The 19,405-nt window shown below is 73.0% G+C and carries 18 protein-coding genes; 5 read left to right on the forward strand and 13 right to left on the reverse strand.

From position 1 onward, the window contains the following. Window positions 1-5: 5 nt before the first annotated feature. From HPY23_RS31135 to ccoN, 3 genes are all read right to left on the reverse strand, one after another. The gene (locus tag HPY23_RS31135; protein ID WP_091889309.1) at window positions 6-155 is read right to left on the reverse strand and encodes a cbb3-type cytochrome c oxidase subunit 3; all 150 of its coding nucleotides are present in this window, start codon (window positions 153-155) and stop codon (window positions 6-8) included. A 5-nt stretch (window positions 156-160) separates the two neighbouring features. Further along, entirely contained in the window at window positions 161-901 is a 741-nt protein-coding gene (gene ccoO, locus HPY23_RS31140; protein WP_091889257.1) for a cytochrome-c oxidase, cbb3-type subunit II, read from the reverse strand. 73 nt (window positions 902-974) lie between these two features. Then, the gene (gene ccoN, locus HPY23_RS31145) at window positions 975-2,639 is read right to left on the reverse strand and encodes a cytochrome-c oxidase, cbb3-type subunit I (RefSeq protein WP_082742865.1); all 1,665 of its coding nucleotides are present in this window, start codon (window positions 2,637-2,639) and stop codon (window positions 975-977) included. A gap of 217 nt (window positions 2,640-2,856) precedes the next feature. Here ccoN and hemN point away from each other — a divergent pair, with 217 nt between their 5' ends. Further along, a complete protein-coding gene (gene hemN, locus HPY23_RS31150; protein WP_091889255.1) occupies window positions 2,857-4,230 on the forward strand; it encodes an oxygen-independent coproporphyrinogen III oxidase in 1,374 nt (457 codons plus the stop codon). 222 nt (window positions 4,231-4,452) lie between these two features. Here the strand turns inward: hemN and HPY23_RS31155 are convergent, their stop codons facing one another. The 5 genes from HPY23_RS31155 to HPY23_RS31175 all read right to left on the reverse strand — a co-directional run bounded on the left by HPY23_RS31155 (window position 4,453) and on the right by HPY23_RS31175 (window position 9,571). After that, window positions 4,453-5,886, reverse strand: a complete 1,434-nt coding sequence (locus HPY23_RS31155; RefSeq protein ID WP_091889253.1) for an NAD-dependent succinate-semialdehyde dehydrogenase — start codon at window positions 5,884-5,886, stop codon at window positions 4,453-4,455. Window positions 5,887-6,043: 157 nt separating this feature from the next. Further along, window positions 6,044-6,400 carry a hypothetical protein gene (locus tag HPY23_RS31160; RefSeq protein ID WP_091889251.1) on the reverse strand — a complete coding sequence of 119 codons (357 nt, stop codon included), beginning with the start codon at window positions 6,398-6,400 and terminating at the stop codon, window positions 6,044-6,046. A 91-nt stretch (window positions 6,401-6,491) separates the two neighbouring features. Further along, window positions 6,492-7,076, reverse strand: coding sequence for a PilZ domain-containing protein (locus tag HPY23_RS31165; protein ID WP_236012827.1), 585 nt, complete (start codon window positions 7,074-7,076; stop codon window positions 6,492-6,494). Window positions 7,077-7,252: 176 nt separating this feature from the next. Next, window positions 7,253-8,761, reverse strand: a complete 1,509-nt coding sequence (locus HPY23_RS31170; protein WP_091889249.1) for an ATP-binding protein — start codon at window positions 8,759-8,761, stop codon at window positions 7,253-7,255. Window positions 8,762-8,881: 120 nt separating this feature from the next. Further along, window positions 8,882-9,571: a glutathione S-transferase N-terminal domain-containing protein gene (locus tag HPY23_RS31175; RefSeq protein WP_060849848.1), complete on the reverse strand. Its 690-nt coding sequence runs from the start codon at window positions 9,569-9,571 to the stop codon at window positions 8,882-8,884. A gap of 486 nt (window positions 9,572-10,057) precedes the next feature. On the opposite strand from HPY23_RS31175, the gene HPY23_RS31180 reads away from it, so the two are divergent. Further along, complete coding sequence (locus tag HPY23_RS31180; protein WP_060849847.1) at window positions 10,058-11,017, forward strand: sulfonate ABC transporter substrate-binding protein; 960 nt, start codon at window positions 10,058-10,060, stop codon at window positions 11,015-11,017. Between the two features lie 212 nt (window positions 11,018-11,229). Here HPY23_RS31180 and HPY23_RS31185 read toward each other — a convergent pair whose 3' ends face one another. Next, the gene (locus HPY23_RS31185) at window positions 11,230-12,063 is read right to left on the reverse strand and encodes a tetratricopeptide repeat protein (RefSeq protein WP_091889247.1); all 834 of its coding nucleotides are present in this window, start codon (window positions 12,061-12,063) and stop codon (window positions 11,230-11,232) included. Between the two features lie 89 nt (window positions 12,064-12,152). After that, window positions 12,153-12,338, reverse strand: a complete 186-nt coding sequence (locus HPY23_RS31190) for a hypothetical protein (RefSeq protein ID WP_060849845.1) — start codon at window positions 12,336-12,338, stop codon at window positions 12,153-12,155. A 223-nt stretch (window positions 12,339-12,561) separates the two neighbouring features. Between HPY23_RS31190 and HPY23_RS31195 the strand changes: the two genes are divergently transcribed. Continuing rightward, window positions 12,562-13,956, forward strand: a complete 1,395-nt coding sequence (locus HPY23_RS31195; RefSeq protein ID WP_091889245.1) for a leucyl aminopeptidase family protein — start codon at window positions 12,562-12,564, stop codon at window positions 13,954-13,956. Here HPY23_RS31195 and HPY23_RS31200 read toward each other — a convergent pair. Continuing rightward, complete coding sequence (locus HPY23_RS31200; protein WP_060849843.1) at window positions 13,920-14,903, reverse strand: EcsC family protein; 984 nt, start codon at window positions 14,901-14,903, stop codon at window positions 13,920-13,922. The genes HPY23_RS31195 and HPY23_RS31200 overlap by 37 nt on opposite strands. A gap of 137 nt (window positions 14,904-15,040) precedes the next feature. Beyond that, a complete protein-coding gene (locus tag HPY23_RS31205; RefSeq protein WP_060849842.1) occupies window positions 15,041-16,408 on the reverse strand; it encodes an AmpG family muropeptide MFS transporter in 1,368 nt (455 codons plus the stop codon). A gap of 324 nt (window positions 16,409-16,732) precedes the next feature. Here HPY23_RS31205 and HPY23_RS31210 point away from each other — a divergent pair, with 324 nt between their 5' ends. Both HPY23_RS31210 and HPY23_RS31215 read left to right on the forward strand, forming a co-directional pair. Beyond that, window positions 16,733-17,851 (forward strand): PAS domain-containing protein, encoded by a 1,119-nt coding sequence (locus HPY23_RS31210; protein ID WP_268926690.1) that lies wholly within the window; start codon window positions 16,733-16,735, stop codon window positions 17,849-17,851. Between the two features lie 11 nt (window positions 17,852-17,862). Continuing rightward, entirely contained in the window at window positions 17,863-18,306 is a 444-nt protein-coding gene (locus HPY23_RS31215; RefSeq protein WP_091889241.1) for a response regulator, read from the forward strand. Window positions 18,307-18,352: 46 nt separating this feature from the next. Here the strand turns inward: HPY23_RS31215 and argC are convergent, their stop codons facing one another. Then, window positions 18,353-19,330 (reverse strand): N-acetyl-gamma-glutamyl-phosphate reductase, encoded by a 978-nt coding sequence (gene argC / locus HPY23_RS31220; protein WP_091889239.1) that lies wholly within the window; start codon window positions 19,328-19,330, stop codon window positions 18,353-18,355. Window positions 19,331-19,405: the final 75 nt, after the last annotated feature.

Below are 19,405 nucleotides of genomic sequence, written 5' to 3' on the forward strand. Positions count from 1 at the left end.
GAGGCTCACTCCTCGTCGAGGGGCAGGCGGGCGGCGGCGTCGAACCGGCCCTGGTTGCGCGGCCAGAGGGCGTAGAGGCCGACGCCGGCAAACAGCGCCACGAAATAGAGAAGGCCGCTCGTCTGGGCGAAGCGGGAGGCGAGGTCGTAGGTCACGGGCGTCACCTCAGGTTGCTGCGGTCGTCGTAGAGCTTGAAGTCGACCATCGTGCCGAGCACCTGGAGGTAGGCCACCAGCGCGTCGAGCTCGGTCGGGCGGCCCTTCTCGCCGGGGGCGTGCGCGACGGCGCCGGGGTAGCGCTGCGCGAAGCCCGCATCCGCGCCGTCGGGGTCGAGCTGGGCGGTGAGGTCGCTGTCCGCCCGCAGGATCATGTCGCGGCTGTAGGGCACGCCGAGCCGGGCATTCGCCGTCAGGTCGCCGGCGATGGCCTCGGCGTCGAGGGGCCGGTCGAGGAACGGATAGGCCGGCATGATCGAGCCGGGAACGACGGCACGCGGGTCCTTGAGGTGCTCGCGGTGCCAGGCGTCGGAATACTTCCCCCCGACCCGGGCGAGGTCGGGCCCGGTGCGCTTCGAGCCCCACTGGAAGGGGTGGTCGTACAGCGATTCCGCGGCGAGCGAGAAATGGCCGTAGCGCTCGACCTCGTCGCGCATCGGGCGCACCATCTGGCTGTGGCAGAGGTAGCAGCCCTCGCGCACGTAGACGTTGCGGCCGGCAAGCTCGAGCGGCGTGTAGGGCCGTACCCCTTCCACCGCCTCGATGGTGCTCTTCAGGTAGAACAGCGGCACGATCTCGATCAGGCCGCCGATGGCGACGACGATCAGGATGCCGATGAGCAGCAGGATCGAGTTCCTCTCGAAGAACTCATGCCTCTTCCAGAGGCCGGGCTGGGCGATGGCCATGGCCGGAATCTCTCGCGTGTGACGGAAGGAACGGGGCCCGCCGGCGGGCGGGCCCGATGGATCGCTCGTCGGACTACGCGGCCGGGACGAGGGCGCCGGGGGCGGCGGGCGCGGGATTGGGCGCGTTCGCCTCGCGGCCCAGGATCGTCATGGCGAGGTTGTAGGCCATGATCAGCGCGCCGATCAGGAACAGGACGCCGCCGAGCGCCCGCACCAGGTAGTAGGGCCGCATCGCCTCGACGGTCTCGACGAAGGAGTATTCGAGGAAGCCGAAGTCGTTATAGGCGCGCCACATCAGGCCCTGCATGATCCCGGCGACCCACATCGCCGTGATGTAGAGGACGATGCCGAGCGTCGAGACCCAGAAGTGCCACTCGACGAGGCGCAGCGAATAGACCTCGCGCCGGTTCCACAGCCACGGCACCAGGCAGTAGAGCGCGCCGAACGACACGTAGGCGACCCAGCCCAGCGCCCCGGAATGGACGTGGCCGATGGTCCAGTCGGTGTAGTGGCTGAGCGCGTTGACGGCCTTGATCGACATCATAGGGCCCTCGAAGGTCGCCATGCCGTAGAAGGCGAGCGAGACGACCATCAGGCGCAGGATCGGATCGGTGCGCAGCTTGTCCCAGGCGCCGGACAGCGTCATCAGGCCGTTGATCATCCCGCCCCAGGACGGCATCCACAGCATGATCGAGAAGGTCATGCCGAGGGTCTGCGCCCAGTCCGGCAGCGCCGTGTAGTGCAGGTGGTGCGGGCCGGCCCAGATGTACATGAAGATCAGGGCCCAGAAGTGGATGATGGAGAGCCGGTAGGAATACACCGGCCGCTCCGCCCGCTTCGGGATGAAGTAGTACATGATGGCGAGGAAGCCGGCGGTGAGGAAGAAGCCGACGGCGTTGTGGCCGTACCACCATTGCACCAGCGCGTCCTGCACGCCGGAGAAGATCGGGTAGGACTTCGAGCCGAACACGCTCACCGGGAGCGCGAGGTTGTTCACCACGTGCAGCATCGCGATGGTGACGATGAAGGCGAGGTAGAACCAGTTCGCCACGAAGATGTGCGGCTCGCGCCGCTTGGCCAGGGTGGCGAGGAACACCGCGAGGTAGACGACCCAGACGATGGTCAGCCAGAGGTCGGCGTACCATTCCGGCTCGGCGTATTCCTTCGACTGGGTGACGCCCATCAGGTAGCCGGTGCCGGCAACCACGATGAACAGGTTGTAGCCGAGCACCACGAACCACGGGGCGAGATCGCCCGCGAGCCGCGCCCGGCAGGTCCGCTGCACCACGTAGAGCGAGGTCGCGATCAGGACGTTGCCGCCGAAGGCGAAGATCACCGCCGAGGTGTGGAGCGGGCGCAGCCGCCCGAACGTGGTGTATTCGAGCCCGAGGTTGAGCGCGGGCGCCCAGAGCTGGAAGGCGATGATGCAGCCGACCAGGAACCCGGCGATGCCCCAGCCCATCGAGGCGACCGCGGCGACCTTGATCGGGCCGAGGTTGTAGTTGGGCTTTCCCCCGATCTCCTGGGGGACCGGCTCGGGGTCGCGGGCGGCGTAGCGGCGCAGGATCGCCACGATGCCGGCGACCGCCGCCAGCGAGAACAGCCCGGCATGGAATCCGTAGGCGGGATCGACGGCCTTCGCCGAGGCGACGAGGCACAGGAGCGCGCCGAGGCCGAAGGCGGCGCACAGGCCGGCCTCCCCCTCGGTCATGTATTTGGGTGCGGGTAGGGCGGGCATGGCGGGATTCGGCTGGCTCCACGCACGGGTTGCGTGATCGCCCCGTTAGGTCACGGGCCTTCCGGCCGAGCCTTGATCTGCCTCAAGCCGGCCCCGGCCGCACCGGGGGATGACCGTGACGACGCACGCAGCGGCGGGCGGGGTTGATCCACCGCAAGGCGCCGGGCCCGCGACCTTGCGAGCCTTCGCCCGACCCGTTTCCGGAGCGATCCCCGCCATGGTCTCGCCTGCCACGATCACGCCCGACCTGATCGACCGCCTCGGCGGCGAGCGCGTGCCGCGCTACACGAGCTACCCGACCGCGCCGCACTTCACCGCTGCGGTCGGCCCCGCCGCGACCGGCCGATGGCTCGGGGAGGTGGAGGCGGGCGAGGCGGTCTCGGCCTATCTCCACGTCCCGTTCTGCGCCGAGCTCTGCCTCTATTGCGGCTGCCACACCAGGGTCGTGCGCCGCTACGCGCCGGTGGAGGCCTACGTCGCCGCGCTCGTCCGGGAGATCGATCTCGTCGCGGAGCGCGTCGCCGGCCGGCCGGTCCTGCGCCACCTGCACTGGGGCGGGGGCACCCCGACGATGCTGCGCGGCTCGGACATGCGCCGGCTGATGGCGCGCCTGCGCGAGGTCTTCACGGTCGCGCCCGACATCGAGATCGCGGTCGAGATCGACCCGCGCACGCTGACCCCGGCCGACGTCGAGACCCTGGCGGCGATCGGCGTCACCCGGGCGAGCCTCGGGGTGCAGAGCCTCGACCCGCAGGTCCAGCGGGCGATCCGCCGCGAGCAATCGGTGGCGGAGACCGCCCGGGCCGTCGACTGGCTGCGCTTCTCCGGCATCGAGGCGGTGAACGTCGACCTGATGATCGGGCTGCCGCACCAGAGCGTCGCCAACGTCGTGGCGACGGTGGACCACGTACTGGCGCTCGGGCCCGACCGGGTCGCGGTGTTCGGCTACGGGCACGTGCCCTGGATGAAGCCGCACCAGCGCGCCCTGCCGGAGACCGCCCTGCCCGGCCCGCACGAGCGTCACGCCCAGTTCGAGGCGGCGGCCGCGCGCCTCGTGCGCGCCGGCTACGTGCGGATCGGCCTCGACCACTTCGCCGCGCCCGACGACTCCCTTGCCCGCGCCGCGGCGACCGGGGCCCTGCGCCGGAACTTCCAGGGCTACACCACCGACGGGACCCGCACGCTCCTCGGCTTCGGCGCCTCGGCGATCTCCAGCCTGCCCGGCGGCTACGCCCAGTCGATCGCCGACATCGCGGCCTACGCCGAGGCCGTCGCCCGCGGGGAGCTGCCGACCGCCCGCGGCCTCGCGCTGACCCCGGAGGACCGCCTGCGCCGCGACGTGATCGAGCGCCTGATGTGCGATCTCGCCGTCGACCTCGACGAGGTCTGCGGCCGGCACGGCGTCAGCGCGGAAGCTGCCTTCGCGCCGGAACTGGCGCGGCTCGACGCCATGGCCCGCCTCGGCGTCGTCGCACGGTCGGGCCACCGCATCGCGGTGCCGGAGGCGATGCGCGGCCTGCTGCGCTCGGCCAGCGCCGTGTTCGACGCACGGCTCGCCACCGGGCCGGGACGGCACTCGACCAGTCTGTAAGGGCCTGTTCGACTCGAGCGGAAGATCTTGTCCTCCTCTCGACCTCATCCCGAGGTCGTGTGCCGGAGGCAAGATCTTCTGTTAATCCGTTGCGTGTGCCGGGCTGGCTCTCGAAACCGAGTTCGCCCGCCACCCCGGATCGCGACTTTTCATTTCGTCCGGCGGGAATCCCTACGGGCACCATCGCGGGAGAGGCCGGCCGGGCCGGCCCCTCCCCGTCGGTCAGAAGCCGGCCTGCGTGACGAACTTGGTGTTGAGGTAGGCCTCGATCGCCTCCGAGCCGCCCTCGCTGCCGTAGCCCGAATCCTTGACGCCGCCGAAGGGCGTTTCCGGCAGGGCGATGCCGTGGTGGTTGATCGACATCATGCCGCTCTCGACCCGGGTGGCGAGCTTGGTCGCGGTCTCGGCCGAGCGGGTATAGGCGTAGGCGGCGAGGCCATAGGGAAGACGGTTGGCCTCCGTGAAGGCCTCCTCGTCGTCCGAGAAGCGCTGGATCGCGGCGATCGGCCCGAAGGGCTCCTCGTTCATGATCCGGGCGTCGAGCGGCACGTCGGTGAAGACCGTGGGCTCGAAGAAGTTGCCCTGGTTGCCGATGCGCTTGCCGCCGGTGCGCAAGGTGGCGCCCTTCTGCTCGGCATCGGCCACGAAGGCCTCCATCGCCTCGATGCGGCGGCCATGGGCGAGCGGGCCCATCTTGACGCCGTCCACCAGGCCGTTGCCGACCTTGAGGCCCTGGGACAGGCCGACGAAGCCGTCGACGAAGGCGTCGAACACCGAATCGTGGACGAGGAAGCGGGTCGGCGCGACGCAGACCTGGCCGGCATTGCGGAACTTGTTGGCGCCCAGCACCTGCACGGCCTTCTGCACGTCGGCGTCGCGGAAGACGATCGCCGGGGCGTGGCCGCCGAGCTCCATCGTGGCGCGCTTCATGTGCTGGCCGGCGAGCGCGGCGAGCTCCTTGCCGATCGCGGTCGAGCCCGTGAAGGTGATCTTGCGGATCACCGGGTGCGGGATGAGGTAGGACGAGATCGTCGCCGGATCGCCGAAGACGAGGCCGAGCACGTCGCCCGGCACGCCGGCGTCGAGCAGGGCCTGGATCAGCGCGGTGCAGCTCGCCGGCGTGTCCTCGGGGCCCTTGAGGATCACCGAGCAGCCGGTGCAGAGCGCCGCCGAGACCTTGCGCACCGCCTGGTTGATCGGGAAGTTCCACGGCGTGAAGGCGGCGACGGGGCCGACCGGCTCGCGGATCACGAGCTGCATCACGCCCTCGGCGCGGGGCGGGATCACCCGGCCGTAGGCGCGCCGGCCCTCTTCCGCGAACCAGTCCATGGTGTCGGCGCCGCCGAGCACCTCCATCTTGGCCTCCGCCACCGGCTTGCCCTGCTCGAGGGTCATGATCCGGGCGATCTCGTCGGCGCGTTCGCGCATCAGGTTGGCGGCCTTGCGCAGCACCTTGCTGCGCTCGAAGGCCGAGACCTTGCGCCAGGCCTGGAAGCCGCGCTCGGCCGCCGCGAGGGCCTGGTCGAGGTCGTCCCGGGTCGCGACGGCGAGCTGGCTCAGGGTCTCGCCGGTCGCCGGGTTGAGGATCGGCAGCGTCTGGCCGCCGCTGCCGGCGCGCCACTCGCCGGCGATGTGGAGCTTCACGTCTGGGAACATCGGGCCTCGTCCTCGTACCGGAGGGGATCGTCCCGAACTTAAGGCAGCGCTCCCAAAACAGACAGGCGGCGCGGCGCAAGGCCCCGTGCCGGGATCCGCCTTGTCGCCCGCGCCGGTACCTGACAGACTTCCCGTCTTGCGATCGAAGGCCGGCCGGTCAGCGCGCGCCGACGGCGCGGGCGATGTCCTCGAAGCGCTTGTGGGTCTCGTCGATCTGGCCGGAGACGCTCCGGCGGAGACAGGCCGCGTCGCCCACGCCCTGGACGACGAAGCCGGCCCCGGCCCGGCCGCGGCAGTCGAGGTAGTGCGGCAGCACGAAGACGACGACCAGCACCAGGGCGGGAACCGCGAGCGTCAGCGCGAGCCTGACCGGCCAGGGCAAGCGGGCGCGCCCCCGCCCGCCCCGAGCCGTCGAGACGACGATGCGGATGTCGACCGGGTCCCGGCCGGACCCGCGGTCGATCCGCTCGATGCGATCGCGCGGGGCCTTGCCGCCCCGGTTCGTGCCCGGCATCCCGGTCTCCCGGCCGCGCGGGGCCGTTGCGTGAGGGGCGGATTCTGGTCCCGTGCGCCGGAAGCGTGCGGCTTTCGCGGCACGCTTCGGTTCACAGCATGACGTGCAGGCCGAAGGTCTCGGGCCGGAACGGCAGCCGGAAGGTGACGGCGAACCCGTTCTCGAGGTGGCGCACCACGGTGGCGCGGCGCTTGCCGATGGTGACCGCCTCGCCCACGGCCGGCCGGTCGGGGACCGAGATCGCCGCGCCGGTCATCGACAGATCGATGATCGTCCCGGGCTGGACCCGGCCGTCGGCGCCGCGCACCTCGACGGTGCGGACGGTCGGCACGATGCGCGGGTCGCTGCGCTGGTCGCTCCGTCCGCTCGTCAGGCCGGCGAGCCAGTCCAGGCGGGCGGCGAAGCGGGCCCGTCGCTCCGGCCCGACATCGACCGCGAGGGTGAAGCCGTCCGGGTTGATCGCCCGGATGGCACCGGCCACCGGGCCGACGTCGTCGAGGTAGAGCGTGACCGGATCGCCCAGGAGGCCGCTTTCCGGCGCCAGCACCTCGATGGCCGCGAGGGACAGGCTGCGGGTCTCGCAGGCATGCTCCGCCCCGCCCGGCAGGAGGTAGCGGCCGCCGACCCGGATCTGGATCGGCCGGGCACCCGGTTCCGGTTCAAGCTGGCTCTGCAACTTCAAGGCGTCCGCCACGATCGTTCAAGTGAGCGGTAGTTGTGTCGCCCGAGGGTCGTTCGACCGCAAGGGCGTACGCTGCCGCTGGCCCACCTTCTCCGATGAGGCTTAATGCCCGGTGCACGCGACACGAACGGACACGGTTCGGCGCCCGGTTCGCGGGTGCCGGAGAGATTTTATTCCGCCGCGAACAGGCCGGCGGGCTCCTGCGTCGATCCCTTCGGGTCGCCCGGGGCGGTCTCGCAGCCCAGCGCCGGCAGCGCGACGACGCGGTTGCCGCGGAAATCGGTGCGGCACACCGCGGCGCCGCGGCTCTCGACATAGGCGAGGAGCCGCCGCGCCCGGCCGGGCGAGCGCGAGCCGATGGCGCGGGCCAGCGCGTCGTCGGACGGGCACGGGGCGCCGGCCCGGGCGGCGCGGGCGAGCAGCAGGAAGAGGCCCTGGACCTCCTCGGGCAGGCCGGCGCAGGCTGCCATCACGGCCTCCGCCTCGTCGCCCTCGGCGGCCTCGCCGTCGACCCCGGCCCGCGCGATGGCGAGGCGGCGGCGGAAGCGGCCGAGATCGAGGGGCTCGCCTGGCAGCCGGCGCATGCGGCAGCGGACGAGGAAGTCCTGGTAGAGCACCGCGATCGGGTGATGGGACCCGTCCGGGTCGGCGGCGATCTCGCGCAGGATCTCGGCGAGCGCGGCGTCCCGCTCGGCTTCGCTCATGCTCGGCGGCGCCTCGACGGGCTCGGGCGGCCGGTACTGGGCGAGCTGCTGAAGGAGGTCGGTCGGCGTCGCCCGCGGCGCGGGGGCCGGGCGCGGCGCAGGCATCCACGTCACCTCGTCCTCGGCGGGCGTCAGGATCAGGTCGCGCAGGGAATCGCCGGCGGCCGGGCTCGGCAGCGGCACGAGCTTGGGGCTCGACGAGCGGGCCGAGGTCGCGACCGGCCCGATGGCGATCGGCAGCGGGCGCTTCGAGAGGGCGGGCCCCAGCGCGATGAAGTGGCCGCGCTCCAGGTCGCGAAAGCTCTCGGCCTGGCGCCGCTCCAGGCCCAGAAGGTCGGCGGCCCGCGCCATGTCGATGTCGAGGAAGGTGCGGCCCATCAGGAAGTTCGACGCTTCCGCCGCCACGTTCTTGGCGAGCTTGGCGAGGCGCTGGGTCGCGATGATGCCGGCGAGCCCGCGCTTGCGGCCGCGGCACATCAGGTTGGTCATCGCCCCGAGCGAGGCCTTGCGGGCCTCGTCCGAGACCTCGCCGGCGGCGGCAGGCGCGAAGAGCTGCGCCTCGTCCACCACCACGAGCACCGGGTACCAGTGGTCGCGCTCGGCCTCGAACAACCCGCCCAGGAAGGCGGCGGCCGCGCGCATCTGCGCCTCGACGTCGAGGTTCTCGAGCGTCAGCACCACCGAGACCCGGTGCGCCCGCACCCGCGCGGCGATGCGCTGGAGGTCGGCCTCGCCGTGGTCCCCCTCGACGACGACGTGGCCGTGGGCGTCCGCCAGGGTGACGAAGTCGCCCTCGGGATCGATCACCACCTGCTGGACGTGCGGCGCGCTCTGCTCGAGCAGCCGGCGCAGCAGGTGCGACTTGCCCGAGCCGGAGTTGCCCTGGACGAGCAGGCGCGTCGCCAGCAGTTCCTCCAGGTCGAGGGCGGCCGGCCGGCCGCCGCTCGCCACCCCCATCTCGACGCTGATCGTCATCTCGGCTCCCTGCAACGGCCACGACTCGTAACACGGCCGGGACCGCCCCGATCCGCGCCGGGCCGCGGGGTCCACAGGGAGTTGGCGGAAGGCCTTTCGGTGAGCCCTCGCGGGCGGGCGTCAGCCCGAGGCGAGCGCCCGCGACCCCTCGCCCAGGCGCTCGATCATCCGGCGGCGCCACGCCTCCACCGGATCGTCGGGCTCGAGCAGGTCGGGCCCGCCGACGCCGCGGGCCCACAGGAAGGCCCCCATCACCGCGTGGTCGGCGTAGAGCGGGGCGTCGCCGCCGAGGAAGGGCTGGGCGCGCAGCACGGCGCGGACCGGCGCGAGGGTCTTTCGCAGGACGGCGAGCTGGGCCTCGGGATCGGGACAGACCGCCTCGAGCGGCTTGCCGAAGCGGGCCTCGCGGCTCCTGCGGAAATAGGCCCGGTCGTCGTCGTCGAGGTGGCGGTGGATGGGCAGGAGGAGGAGCGGCACCAGGGCGAGGTGCAGCACCTGGTCGGTCCAGGCGACGTGGAAGCGGGTCAGCGCCTGCCCCGCCGCGCCGCCGAACAGCGAGGGACGATCCGGGTAGGCCGCATCGAGGTGGGCGGCGATGACCGAGGATTCGGCGATCGGACGCCCGTCCTCGATCAGCACCGGCACCTTGTCCGAGCCCGAGAAGGCCAGCGCCTCGGTCTCGGTGAAGCGCCACGGCCGGCCCTCGAAGGCGAGGCCCTTGTGCTCCAGGGCGAGGCGGATGCGCCAGCAGAACGGGCTGAAGCGCCGGTCCGGGTCGGCGGCGGCGAGTTCGTAGAGCACGCGGGACACGAGGCGTTCCTCCGGCGGCGCCCCGGTGAGCCGGGCGCCTTGGCCGGGCGGATCATGGCGGCGGGCGGCCCGGGCGGCAACGCGGGAACGCCCCCTGGGGATGGACCGGACGACGCAACCCGTCACGGCGGGCGCGATCCCGCCTCGCGAGAGGCAGGGTCGTCCAGGACGGGATGTGGCGCGCCTCCCCTCCCCCCGTGCGGGAGAGGAGATCCCGCGCTCGATTTTTCAGAGTGTTTTCACCCGGCCGCTCTCGCGGGAGAGCGAGCCGGTCCGCGACGATCCGCCGAACCGGGCACCCTCGCGGGTTCGGAAAACGAAATTTCCGCGATGCCCGCCGCGAGAGAAATCCTGTCCCGGCTCGCCGCCGAGTTTGGATTTCCCGTTCATTGACGGCCGAACCGGGGGATGAGAGCTTTCGACATCATCCGACGAGCCGGCAACGACTGCTGTACGCCTCGGATGATCTCTGCGGGAGTTTGTTCGATGCATCCGACACGCCGCTCCGTCCTCGCGGGGCTGATGACGGCCGGCGCCCTCGCGGCGGGTCCGGCCCGCGCCGCGCAGACCGCGCTCAAGGAATTCCGGATCGGCTACCAGAAGATCGGGCTGATCGTCGTCACGCGCCAGCAGCAGCTGATCGAGACGCAGCTCGCCGATCGCGGCGTCAAGGTGCGCTGGTTCGAGTTCCAGGCCGGCCCGCCGCTCCTCGAGGCGCTCAACGCGGGCAGCATCGATTTCGGCTATACCGGCGACGCGCCGCCGATCTTCTCCCAGGCCGCCGGCGGCAACCTGGTCTATACCGCGGCGGCGGCACCCTCCGGCGAGGGCGAGGCGATCCTGGTGAAGGACGCATCGCCGATCCGCACGGTCGCCGATCTCAAGGGCCGCAAGGTGGCGGTCGGGCGCGGCACCTCCTCGCACAACCTGCTGGTCGCCGCCCTCGAGAAGGCGGGATTGAGCTTCACGGACATCACGCCGGTCTACCTCTCGCCGGCCGATGCGGGCTCGGCCTTCACCGGCGACAGCGTCGACGCCTGGGCGATCTGGGATCCGTACTTCGCCGTCGCGCAGGCGCGCGACAAGACCCGGGTCCTCACCACCTCCGGGCAGACCCTCGACGTGTCCGGCTACTTCCTCGCCAACAAGACCTTCGCGCAGGCCCATCCGGCGGTGGTGAGCGCGGCCCTGCGGGCGCTGGAGCAGGGCGCGGCCTGGGCCGAGGCGCATCGCGATCAGGTGGCGCAGGCGCTCGCCGAGGTCACCGGCATCCCGCTGCCGATCCAGAAGGCCGCCGCCGACCGGACCCAGTTCGCGGTGCGGCCGCTGACCGACCGGATCCTCGACGGCCAGCAGGCCACCGCCGACCGCTTCCATCGCCTCGGCCTGATCCCGCGGGCGATCACCGTGCGCGACGCGGTGTGGGTGGCCCCGCAGCCGTCCTGACCTGCGCGCGGCGCGACCGCCCGGAAATCCGGGATCGTCCGCGATCCCGGCCTGACGGGCTTGCCCGACCATGACCTCGAAGGAGGGCTCTGACGACGTCGCGCCTGCCGGAATCCTCCTTCGAGGTCAGGCGATCGCCCGACACCTCGGGAGGAGGTCGAGATCGGGATGAGAGAGGCGACCCGGGGTCGAACGGTGTCCCGGACGGGCCCTCACATCGCCGAGGCGGCGACGCGCGGCCGTGGGGCCGGGGCCTCGGCCTTCTCGGCCGAGCGGATCGCCTTCCAGGCATTGGGCTGGGTGACGGAGGCGCGGAGCGCCGCGACGTTCTGCGCCGCTTCCGCGGGCCCGAGGTCGCGGGTGAGGATCTGCTCGGCCTCGCCGAAGCGGCCCTGCAGCCCGAGCACCAGGGCGAGGTTCTGGCGCACCCGGGCGTCGGCGCGGGGGTCGGCGCTGGCCTGGCGCAGGGTCGCCTCGGCCTCGGGCAGCCGCTTGGCGAGCGCGTAGGACAGGCCGAGATTCGACATCACGGCCGGCTCGCCCGGGACGATCTTCAGCGCCGCCTCGTAGTAGCGCTGGGCCTGCAGATGGTCGCCCATCTGGTCGGCCACCGCGCCCTGCGCCGAGAGCACGCGCCAGTCCGGATTGGCCGGCGAGTGGGCGTTGCGCAGCACTTCCGCCGCCTCGGCGAGGCGGCCGACCTCGGCCAGGCTCTTGCCGTAGGCGGAGAGCACCGCCGGATTCTTCGGGTTGCGCAGGGCGGTCTGCTGCAGCACCGCCGCGGCCTGCGAGCCCTGGTCGGTGGCGCGCAGCGCGTGGGCGTAGGCCATGGCGGTGCCGACGTCGCCCGGGTCGCGCTCGTAGCGGGCGGCGAGCCGCCCGACGTCGCGGCGCGCAGTATCGGCGGGCGCGGCGGCGTCGATCGAGCCGGTGGTCAGCGGCTTGCGCGACAGGCACCCCGAGGCCATCAGCGCCACCGCCGCGACGACGGCGAGGCGCCGCAGGGCGTTCGAGCGGACGGGACGGGTCTCGACGGTCGCGGGCATCGGCCACTCCAGGAACGGGCCTGGGATGTGGCAACCCGCTCCCACGGCCCTCGTGAACGTGGTGATAGGTCGTTAACCCTAATCGGCCGTTAACGCCGGGGCGTGTCCGAGGGTGTCGCCTTCGGGGCCGGCGGCCGGGTCTCGGCGCCGCCACGATCGGTCCCGGTCCCGTGCCGGCTCGCCGTCACGGCCTCGCCGTCGTGGCGGCTGCCGTCCTCGATGCCGATGGTCTCGCGCCGCTCCAGCGGGTTGATGGGCTTCCTGTCCTCGGTCATGTCGATCTCCTCGTCGGGCGGTTGGGGTCCTGGGTGACGCTGGCGGCCCGCCGGGGTTCCCGGCCTGCGGCGAGGCGACCGGGGCCACGCGCTCCGGCGCCTACCCCGGGGCGCCTGCTCGAAGCGCCTGCCCGAGGTGCATTGCCCGAGGATTGACAACCGTCCCGTCTTGGCTCCCCCTCCGGCCCTCAGCCGTCCGCGTTGAAGGAAGGGATGCCCCCGCGTGACCACGCTCCTGCCCGCGACCGAGACCGCCATCCCGATCCGCTGCGTCGACGCCGCCGGCTGGCCGGCTGCCCTGGCGGCGCTTCCGCCGCTCGCCGCCGCCTTCGCGCGGGCGAGCGGGTTCGAGGCCAAGCCCGGCCGCATCGCCCTGCTGCCGGGGCCGGAGGGCGCGATCGAGAGCGTGCTGTTCGGGGTCGAGGGCGGGGACAAGGGCGACGCCTTCGCGGCCGGGCGCCTGCCCGATGCCCTCCCCGAGGGGACCTACCGGCTCGACGGCTATCCCGGCGATCCGGCGCTGGCGGCGCTCGCCTGGCGGCTGTCGGGCTACCGTTTCGGCCGCTACCGCGAGCGGGCGGCGCCGCAGGCGCGGCTCGCCGCACCTGCGGGCGTCGACGCCGCCGAGATCGACCGCATCGCGGACGCGGTGGCGGCGGGCCGCGACCTCGTCAACACCCCGGCGAACGACCTCGGCCCGGCGGAGGTCGAGGCGGCCGCGCGGGCCCTGGCCGAACGGTTCGGCGCCGCCTGCACGGTGGTGGCGGGCGAGGCGCTGGAGGCGGGCTTTCCGCTCATCGCGGCGGTGGGCCGGGCCTCGCCGCGGGCGCCGCGGCTGATCGACATCGCCTGGGGCGACCCGTCGGCGCCGCGCGTCACCCTCGTCGGCAAGGGCGTGGTGTTCGATACCGGCGGCCTCGACATCAAGCCCTCGGCCGCGATGCTGCTGATGAAGAAGGACATGGCCGGCGCCGCGGTGGCGCTCGCCGCCGCCGAGATGGTGATGGGGGCGGGCCTGCCCGTCCGGCTGCGGGTGCTGGTCCCGACGGTCGAGAACGCGGTCGCGGGCGATGCCTTCCGGCCCGGCGACGTGCTCAAGAGCCGGCGCGGCCTCACCGTCGAGATCGGCAACACCGACGCGGAAGGCCGGCTGATCCTGGCCGACGCCCTCGCGCTCGCCGACGAGGAAGCGCCGGAACTGGTCTTCGACTTCGCCACCCTGACGGGCGCCGCCCGGGTGGCGCTCGGCCCCGACCTGCCGGCCCTGTTCACCGAGGACGACGCCCTGGCGGCGGACCTTTGCGCCACCGGCCTTTCCGTCAACGATCCGGTCTGGCGGATGCCGCTCTGGGCGCCCTATGCCGGCCTGCTCGATTCCAAGGTCGCCGACCTCAACAACGTCTCGGGCGGGCCGTTCGCCGGGGCGGTCACGGCGGCCCTGTTCCTGCGCCGCTTCGCGCCCGCGGCGAAGGCGCATGTCCACCTCGACCTCTACGGCTGGAACCCGAGCGCCAAGCCCGGCCGGCCGGAGGGCGGCGAGGTGCAGACCGCGCGCCTCGTCTACGCCCTCCTGAAGCGCCGCTACGCCGCGCCGAGGGCGGCCCGCTCCGCCTCGTAGGCCTCCCGCACCGGGCCCTTGCCGTAGCGGCGCTCCAGGCGCCGCACGGTGAAGTGGCCGCGGGCGATCGACTGGAAATGGTCCATGAAGGCGGTGTTGACGGCCGCGCCGCCGAGCGCGCCGAGCACCGGCACCGCCTGGGCGGCGAGCTTCTGCGAGACCACGCCGCCGAACCGGGCGCCGACCTGGCCGGCGAACCGCATCAGCGCCGGCGCGCTCTCGTCGAGGAGGCCGCGGCCGGCGGCGTAACGGGCGGCCTCCGACATCGCCTTGGCGAGCGCACCGCGCACCGCGAAGTAGCCGCTCTCGGCGGCGTTCCCGGCCGGCGCATCGGCCTGGACCGGGCCGCGGCCGCCGAGGGCGAAGACCTGCATGCAGGCGAGCGCCGCCTCGGGATCGCCGAGGTCCTCGCCCTCCCGCTGGGCGATCTCGGCGATCGAGCGCAGCATCAGGGTGGTGGAGAGCGGCAGCTCGACGGCGAGCGTGGTGAGCCCGAAGGCACCCCCGACGGCGCCCGACAAGGCCGCCAGCGCCTTGTGGCCGCGGTCGCCGGGCGGGAAGCGGCCGATGAGGTCGATCGCCCGGTCGCGCCAGGACGGCGACCAGGACGGCTGGATGTCGGGCCCGAGGGGTGCCAGCGCCGCGGCGTCGGGGTCCGCCGCGGTCGCGGCGGATTTCGCCGGCAGGGTCGCCAGGGCCGCCCGCAGGGCGCCGCGCATCGCCGTCTCGGTGGCATGACCGACCGCGTCCATCACCGGAGCCGGCAGGGCGCGGCCGATGAGGTCGAGCGGGGCGCCGGCCATGGCCGACAGCCGGCCGGCGAGGCTCGGCCGCTCCAACGCCGCGACCGCCCGGCGCAGGGCGGCGCGATCCTCCGCGGTGAGGGGCTCGGGCGCCCCGACCGGGACGGGGGACGGGACGGGCTCGACGGCGACGATCTCGGACACGGGCGCTCCCTCTCGGGCGACAGGCGGTGCGACGGGCGGGCCGTCGCATCGAACGTGCCGATAAAGCTGGGGCGCCTGGGGAGGGTTCCGCAAGGGGCGGCAGAGGCGCCGGCGAGCGGCGCCGCGCGAGGGCCGCCTCAGGCCCGGGCCGGCAGGTCCTGCGCCGGTTCCGCCCCCGGGGCCGGCTCGGTCTCGCCCGGCAGGAGCCGCAGGCCGAGGCAGAGCAGCGTCACCGGGATGCCGACCGCCGCGGTCATCACGAAGAAGACCGGGTAGCCGAGCGACTCGACGGCGAAGCCCGACAGGCCACCGACGAACTTGCCCGGCAGCGCGTAGAGCGAGGAGAGCAGCGCGTACTGCGTCGCCGCGAAGGCCGGCGAGGTCAGGCTCGACATGTAGGCGATGAGCGCCGTGCCCGCGAAGGCGCCGGCGAAGTTGTCGATGCTGATGCTGGCCACCAGCAGCGGCAGGTCGTGGCCGGCGAGCGCCAGCCAGGCGAACATCAGGTTGGAGGCCGAGGCCGCGATGCCGCCGATCAGGAGCGCCGGGTAGAGGCCGAGCCGGCTCACCGCGATGCCGCCCGCGAAGGCCCCGGCGATGCCGATCCAGACGCCGTAGACCTTCGAGACCGTGGCGATCTCCGACAGGGTGAACTGCATGTCGATGTAGAGCGGGTTCGCCATGATGCCCGACACGATGTCGGGCAGGCGGTAGACGGTGATCAGCGCCAGGATCAGCACCAGCCCCGTCCCCTTGCGGGCGACGAGGTCGGCGAAGGGCTCGACCACCGCCTCGCGCAGCGCGTGGCGCCAGCCGCGCCGGGGTCCGGGGTCGCGCGCCTGCACCTTCGGGGCGGCGAGCGTGCCGCCGAGCGCGACCAGCATCAGGAGCGCCATGGCGCCGTAGGCGGGCGCCCAGCCGAAGGCGTCGGCGACGAACAGCGCGCCGGCGCCGGCGCAGATGCGGGCGAGGCTGTAGCCGAGCTGGTAGGAGGCCAGCATCATGCCCTGGCGCTCGGTGGGCGCGGAATCGATGCGCCAGCCGTCGACCACGATGTCCTGGGTCGCCGACGCGAAGGCGATCACGAGGGCGCAGGCCACCGTGTAGCCGAGCGAGGTCGCCGGATCGCCCCGGCTCATCGCGATCAGGCCGGCCGCGACCGCGATCTGCGACAGCAGCATCCAGGCCCGGCGCCGGCCGAGCAGGCGCGACAGCACCGGCAGGTCGAGCCGGTCGATCACCGGGGCCCAGAGGAACTTCAGCGTGTAGGCGAGCGACACGTAGCTGAGCAGGCCGATGCTCGAGCGCTCGATGCCGGCGCTGCGCAGCCAGGCCGACAGGGTGGCGAAGACGAGCAGGATCGGCAGGCCGGCGCCGAAGCCGAGCACCAGCATCATGGCCATGCGCCGGTCGGCCGCCACGTCCCGCAGGGTGGCGCGGGTGCGGGCGACCCAGCCGGCGGCCGGCCGTCCCGTCCCGGATGTCGTCTTCCCGGCTGCCGTCATCGCGCGCGTCGTCCTTCCGGGCACCGCACCTCCCCCGCCGGAGCCGGCGGCGAGACGATGCAAAAACAATGAACACGACAGAATTGCGCCGCGCATTTCCGCCGGGCGGCGCCGCGCCCGGCCGCCGCCGCGCACTCGACGCCAGGATGTGGGCGGGATCATGATGGAGAAAGGATTAACATTGCGTCCACCGAAGCTTACGCTGCGAATGGGAACCGCACCCCGGGTCGCGGGTTCGCTGGGATAGATTGGGGGTGATTCCCCTCTCCGTCCGGGCTCCTCCGGGTGGTGCCAGCCGGCGGTGGGCGAGTGCGGATGATCGGGTTGGACGCTCCCAGGCAGGCCGAGGCGAGCGCCGCGCAGGCGGGCGACGCCGCTCACGGGGCCCGCTTCGCGGACGCCTTCCGGGCGAGCGAGACGCCGATGGTCATGACCGACCCGGGCCGGGCCGACAACCCGATCGTGTTCGCCAACCCCGCCTTCTGCCGCGTCACCGGCTACGAGGAGCACGAGGTGATGGGCCGCAACTGCCGCTTCCTCCAGGGGCCCGACACCGACCCGGCCGCCGTCGCCCGGGTGCGGCAGGCGGTGGCCCAGGGCGAGCCGGTGCAGGTCGACATCCTGAACTACCGCAAGGACGGGCGCCCGTTCTGGAACGCCATGACGCTGACGCCGGTCCGGGACGAGCGCGGTACGCTGTCCACCTACTTCGCGCTCCTCTCCGACGTCACCGGCACCCGGCAGGCCGAGCTGGCGCTGATGCGGGAGAAGGAGGTCCTCGCCCGGGACATTGAGGCCCGCAACCGGGCGCTCCAGGCCGCGCTCGACCAGCAGACCGCGCTGCTGCACGAGGTCGACCACCGGGTGAAGAACAACCTTCAGGTCATCTCCTCCCTGGTGCTGCTCAAGGCGCGGCGCGCCCAGGACGCGGCCTGCCGCGAGGTGCTGCGCAGCATGGCCGACCGCATCGGTGCGCTCGCCACCGTCCACCGCCTGCTCTACACCCTCGACGACGTCTCGCGCTTCGAGCTGCGCGACTTCGCGGCCGATTTCGCCATCGAGCTCGAGGCCGGGATCGACCCCGAGCGGATCGCGCTGACGGTCGACGTCGAGGCGGTGGCGGTGCCGGCCTCGATGGCCGCGCCGTTGGCGCTGCTGATGCACGAGCTCGCGACCAACGCCGTCCGGCATGCCTTCCCGGACGGCCGCCGCGGCCGGGTCGCCCTCACGGCGCGGCGCGAGGGCGAGCACCTGGTGCTCGAAGTCTGGGACGACGGAATCGGCCTCTCCGACGCGCCCGCCAACCCGGAGGCGTTCGGGCGCGATCTCGTCGGCATGCTGGTGCGCCAGCTGCGCGGGAGCCTCGTCGTCGAGGACCTGGGCCCGGGCACCCGGGCCCACGTCGTGCTGCCCTTGGGACCCGACTCGGGACCCGGGCGGTGAGCGGACCGGCGTTGCGGGTTCTCATCGTCGAGGACGAGGCGTTCATCGCCCTCGAGCTCGAATGCCTGATCGAGGAGGCGGGCCACGTCGCGGTCGGCGTGGCGACCCGGTCGCAGGAGGCGGTCGCGCTCGCCCGCGATCTCTCGCCCGACGTCGCCCTCGTCGACGTCCACCTCGCCGACGGGCCGACCGGGATCGGGGTGGCGCAGGATCTGAGCGCCCGGCCCGGCACGACGGTGCTGTTCACCACCGCCAACGCCAAGCGGGTGCCGCCGGACTTCGCCGGCGCCGCCGGGATCATCGCCAAGCCCTATTCCGAGCGGGTGATCCGGGCAGCCCTGGCCTACGTGGCGTGGCGCCGCCACGGCGGCGCGTCGACGGAGCCGCCGGACGGGGTGGTGCTGTCGCCCGCGATCCGCGGGGACGCGGCACCCGATCCCGACCTGCCGGACTGATCGGCGCCGCCCGCACGGGCCGGCGCGGCGCGGAACGGCGCTTCCGTCAGGGCCAGACGGGCGCGCCGTCGAGCCCCGCGGTCTCGGGCAGGCCGCAGATCAGGTTGGCGTTCTGCACCGCCTGGCCCGCCGCACCCTTGCCGAGGTTGTCGACCACGCCCATCGCGATCACCAGATCGCGCGCGGGATCGGCCGCGTAGCTGACGAAGGCGAGGTTCGAGCCGGTCGCCCACTTGGTCTGCGGCGGCCTATCGGTCACGCGGACGAAGGCCCGCCCGGCATAGAAGCTCCGGGCCGCCTCCAGGCACTCCTGCGTAGTCGCCCGGCCGCGGGCGTACAGGGTAACGAGGATGCCGCGGGTCATCGGGACGAGGTGCGGCGTGAACACCAGCCCGGCGGCGCTGCCCCCGCCCAGCCGCTCGATCGTCTCGGCGATCTCGGGCATGTGGGTGTGCTGGAGGAGGCCGTAGGGCACCAGGTTCTCGTTGCTCTCGGCGTAGCCGAACCGGCTGTCGCCGCCGCCCCGGCCGGCCCCGGAGATGCCGGTCTTGGCGTCGACGATGATGTGGCCGGGCGCGATCAGTTTCGCGGCCAGCAGCGGCGCCAGGGCGATCAGCGTCGCCGCGGGAAAGCAGCCGGGATTGGCGATGCGGGTCCGGCCGGCGATCCGGTCCGGCCAGACGTCGGCCAGGCCGTAGGCCCAGCCCTCGGCGTAGCGGTGGTCGCCGCCGATATCGACGATCTTCACGTTCCGGGGCACGCGCGCCAGCGCCTCGGCCGAGGTGCCGGTCGGCAGCGAGGCAAACAGCACGTCGAGCGGCGGCAGGGCCGCGGGGTCCCACTTCTCGATGACGAGATCGGCGAACCGGGCCGGCGCGCCGGGGAAGCGCTCGGCGAGGCGGCTGCCGGCGCTGCCCTCGCCGGCGGCGTAGACGAGCTCGAAGGACGGGTGGCCGGCGATCAGGCGCATCGCCTCGCCGCCGCCGAAACCGCTGATGCCGACGATGCCGACGCGAATGCTCATGGGAATGTCCTTCCGGGTTGCGGGCAAAAGAAAACCCCCGGAGCCGGGGGCTGCGGGGGTCGTCCGGGCATGCGG

This window comes from Methylobacterium ajmalii (assembly GCF_016613415.1).
GTDB classification, from domain to species: Bacteria; Pseudomonadota; Alphaproteobacteria; order Rhizobiales; family Beijerinckiaceae; genus Methylobacterium; species Methylobacterium ajmalii.

Excerpts from the sequence above, each read along its gene's own strand:
- ccoO (WP_091889257.1), bottom strand. The coding sequence starts at position 901 with ATGGCCATCGCCCAGCCCGGCCTCTGGAAGAGGCATGAGTTCTTCGAG.
- ccoN (WP_082742865.1), bottom strand. The coding sequence starts at position 2,639 with ATGCCCGCCCTACCCGCACCCAAATACATGACCGAGGGGGAGGCCGGC.
- hemN (WP_091889255.1), top strand. The coding sequence starts at position 2,857 with ATGGTCTCGCCTGCCACGATCACGCCCGACCTGATCGACCGCCTCGGC.
- HPY23_RS31155 (WP_091889253.1), bottom strand. The coding sequence starts at position 5,886 with ATGTTCCCAGACGTGAAGCTCCACATCGCCGGCGAGTGGCGCGCCGGC.
- HPY23_RS31160 (WP_091889251.1), bottom strand. The coding sequence starts at position 6,400 with ATGCCGGGCACGAACCGGGGCGGCAAGGCCCCGCGCGATCGCATCGAG.
- HPY23_RS31170 (WP_091889249.1), bottom strand. The coding sequence starts at position 8,761 with ATGACGATCAGCGTCGAGATGGGGGTGGCGAGCGGCGGCCGGCCGGCC.
- HPY23_RS31180 (WP_060849847.1), top strand. The coding sequence starts at position 10,058 with ATGCATCCGACACGCCGCTCCGTCCTCGCGGGGCTGATGACGGCCGGC.
- HPY23_RS31185 (WP_091889247.1), bottom strand. The coding sequence starts at position 12,063 with ATGCCCGCGACCGTCGAGACCCGTCCCGTCCGCTCGAACGCCCTGCGG.
- HPY23_RS31190 (WP_060849845.1), bottom strand. The coding sequence starts at position 12,338 with ATGACCGAGGACAGGAAGCCCATCAACCCGCTGGAGCGGCGCGAGACC.
- HPY23_RS31205 (WP_060849842.1), bottom strand. The coding sequence starts at position 16,408 with ATGACGGCAGCCGGGAAGACGACATCCGGGACGGGACGGCCGGCCGCC.
- argC (WP_091889239.1), bottom strand. The coding sequence starts at position 19,330 with ATGAGCATTCGCGTCGGCATCGTCGGCATCAGCGGTTTCGGCGGCGGC.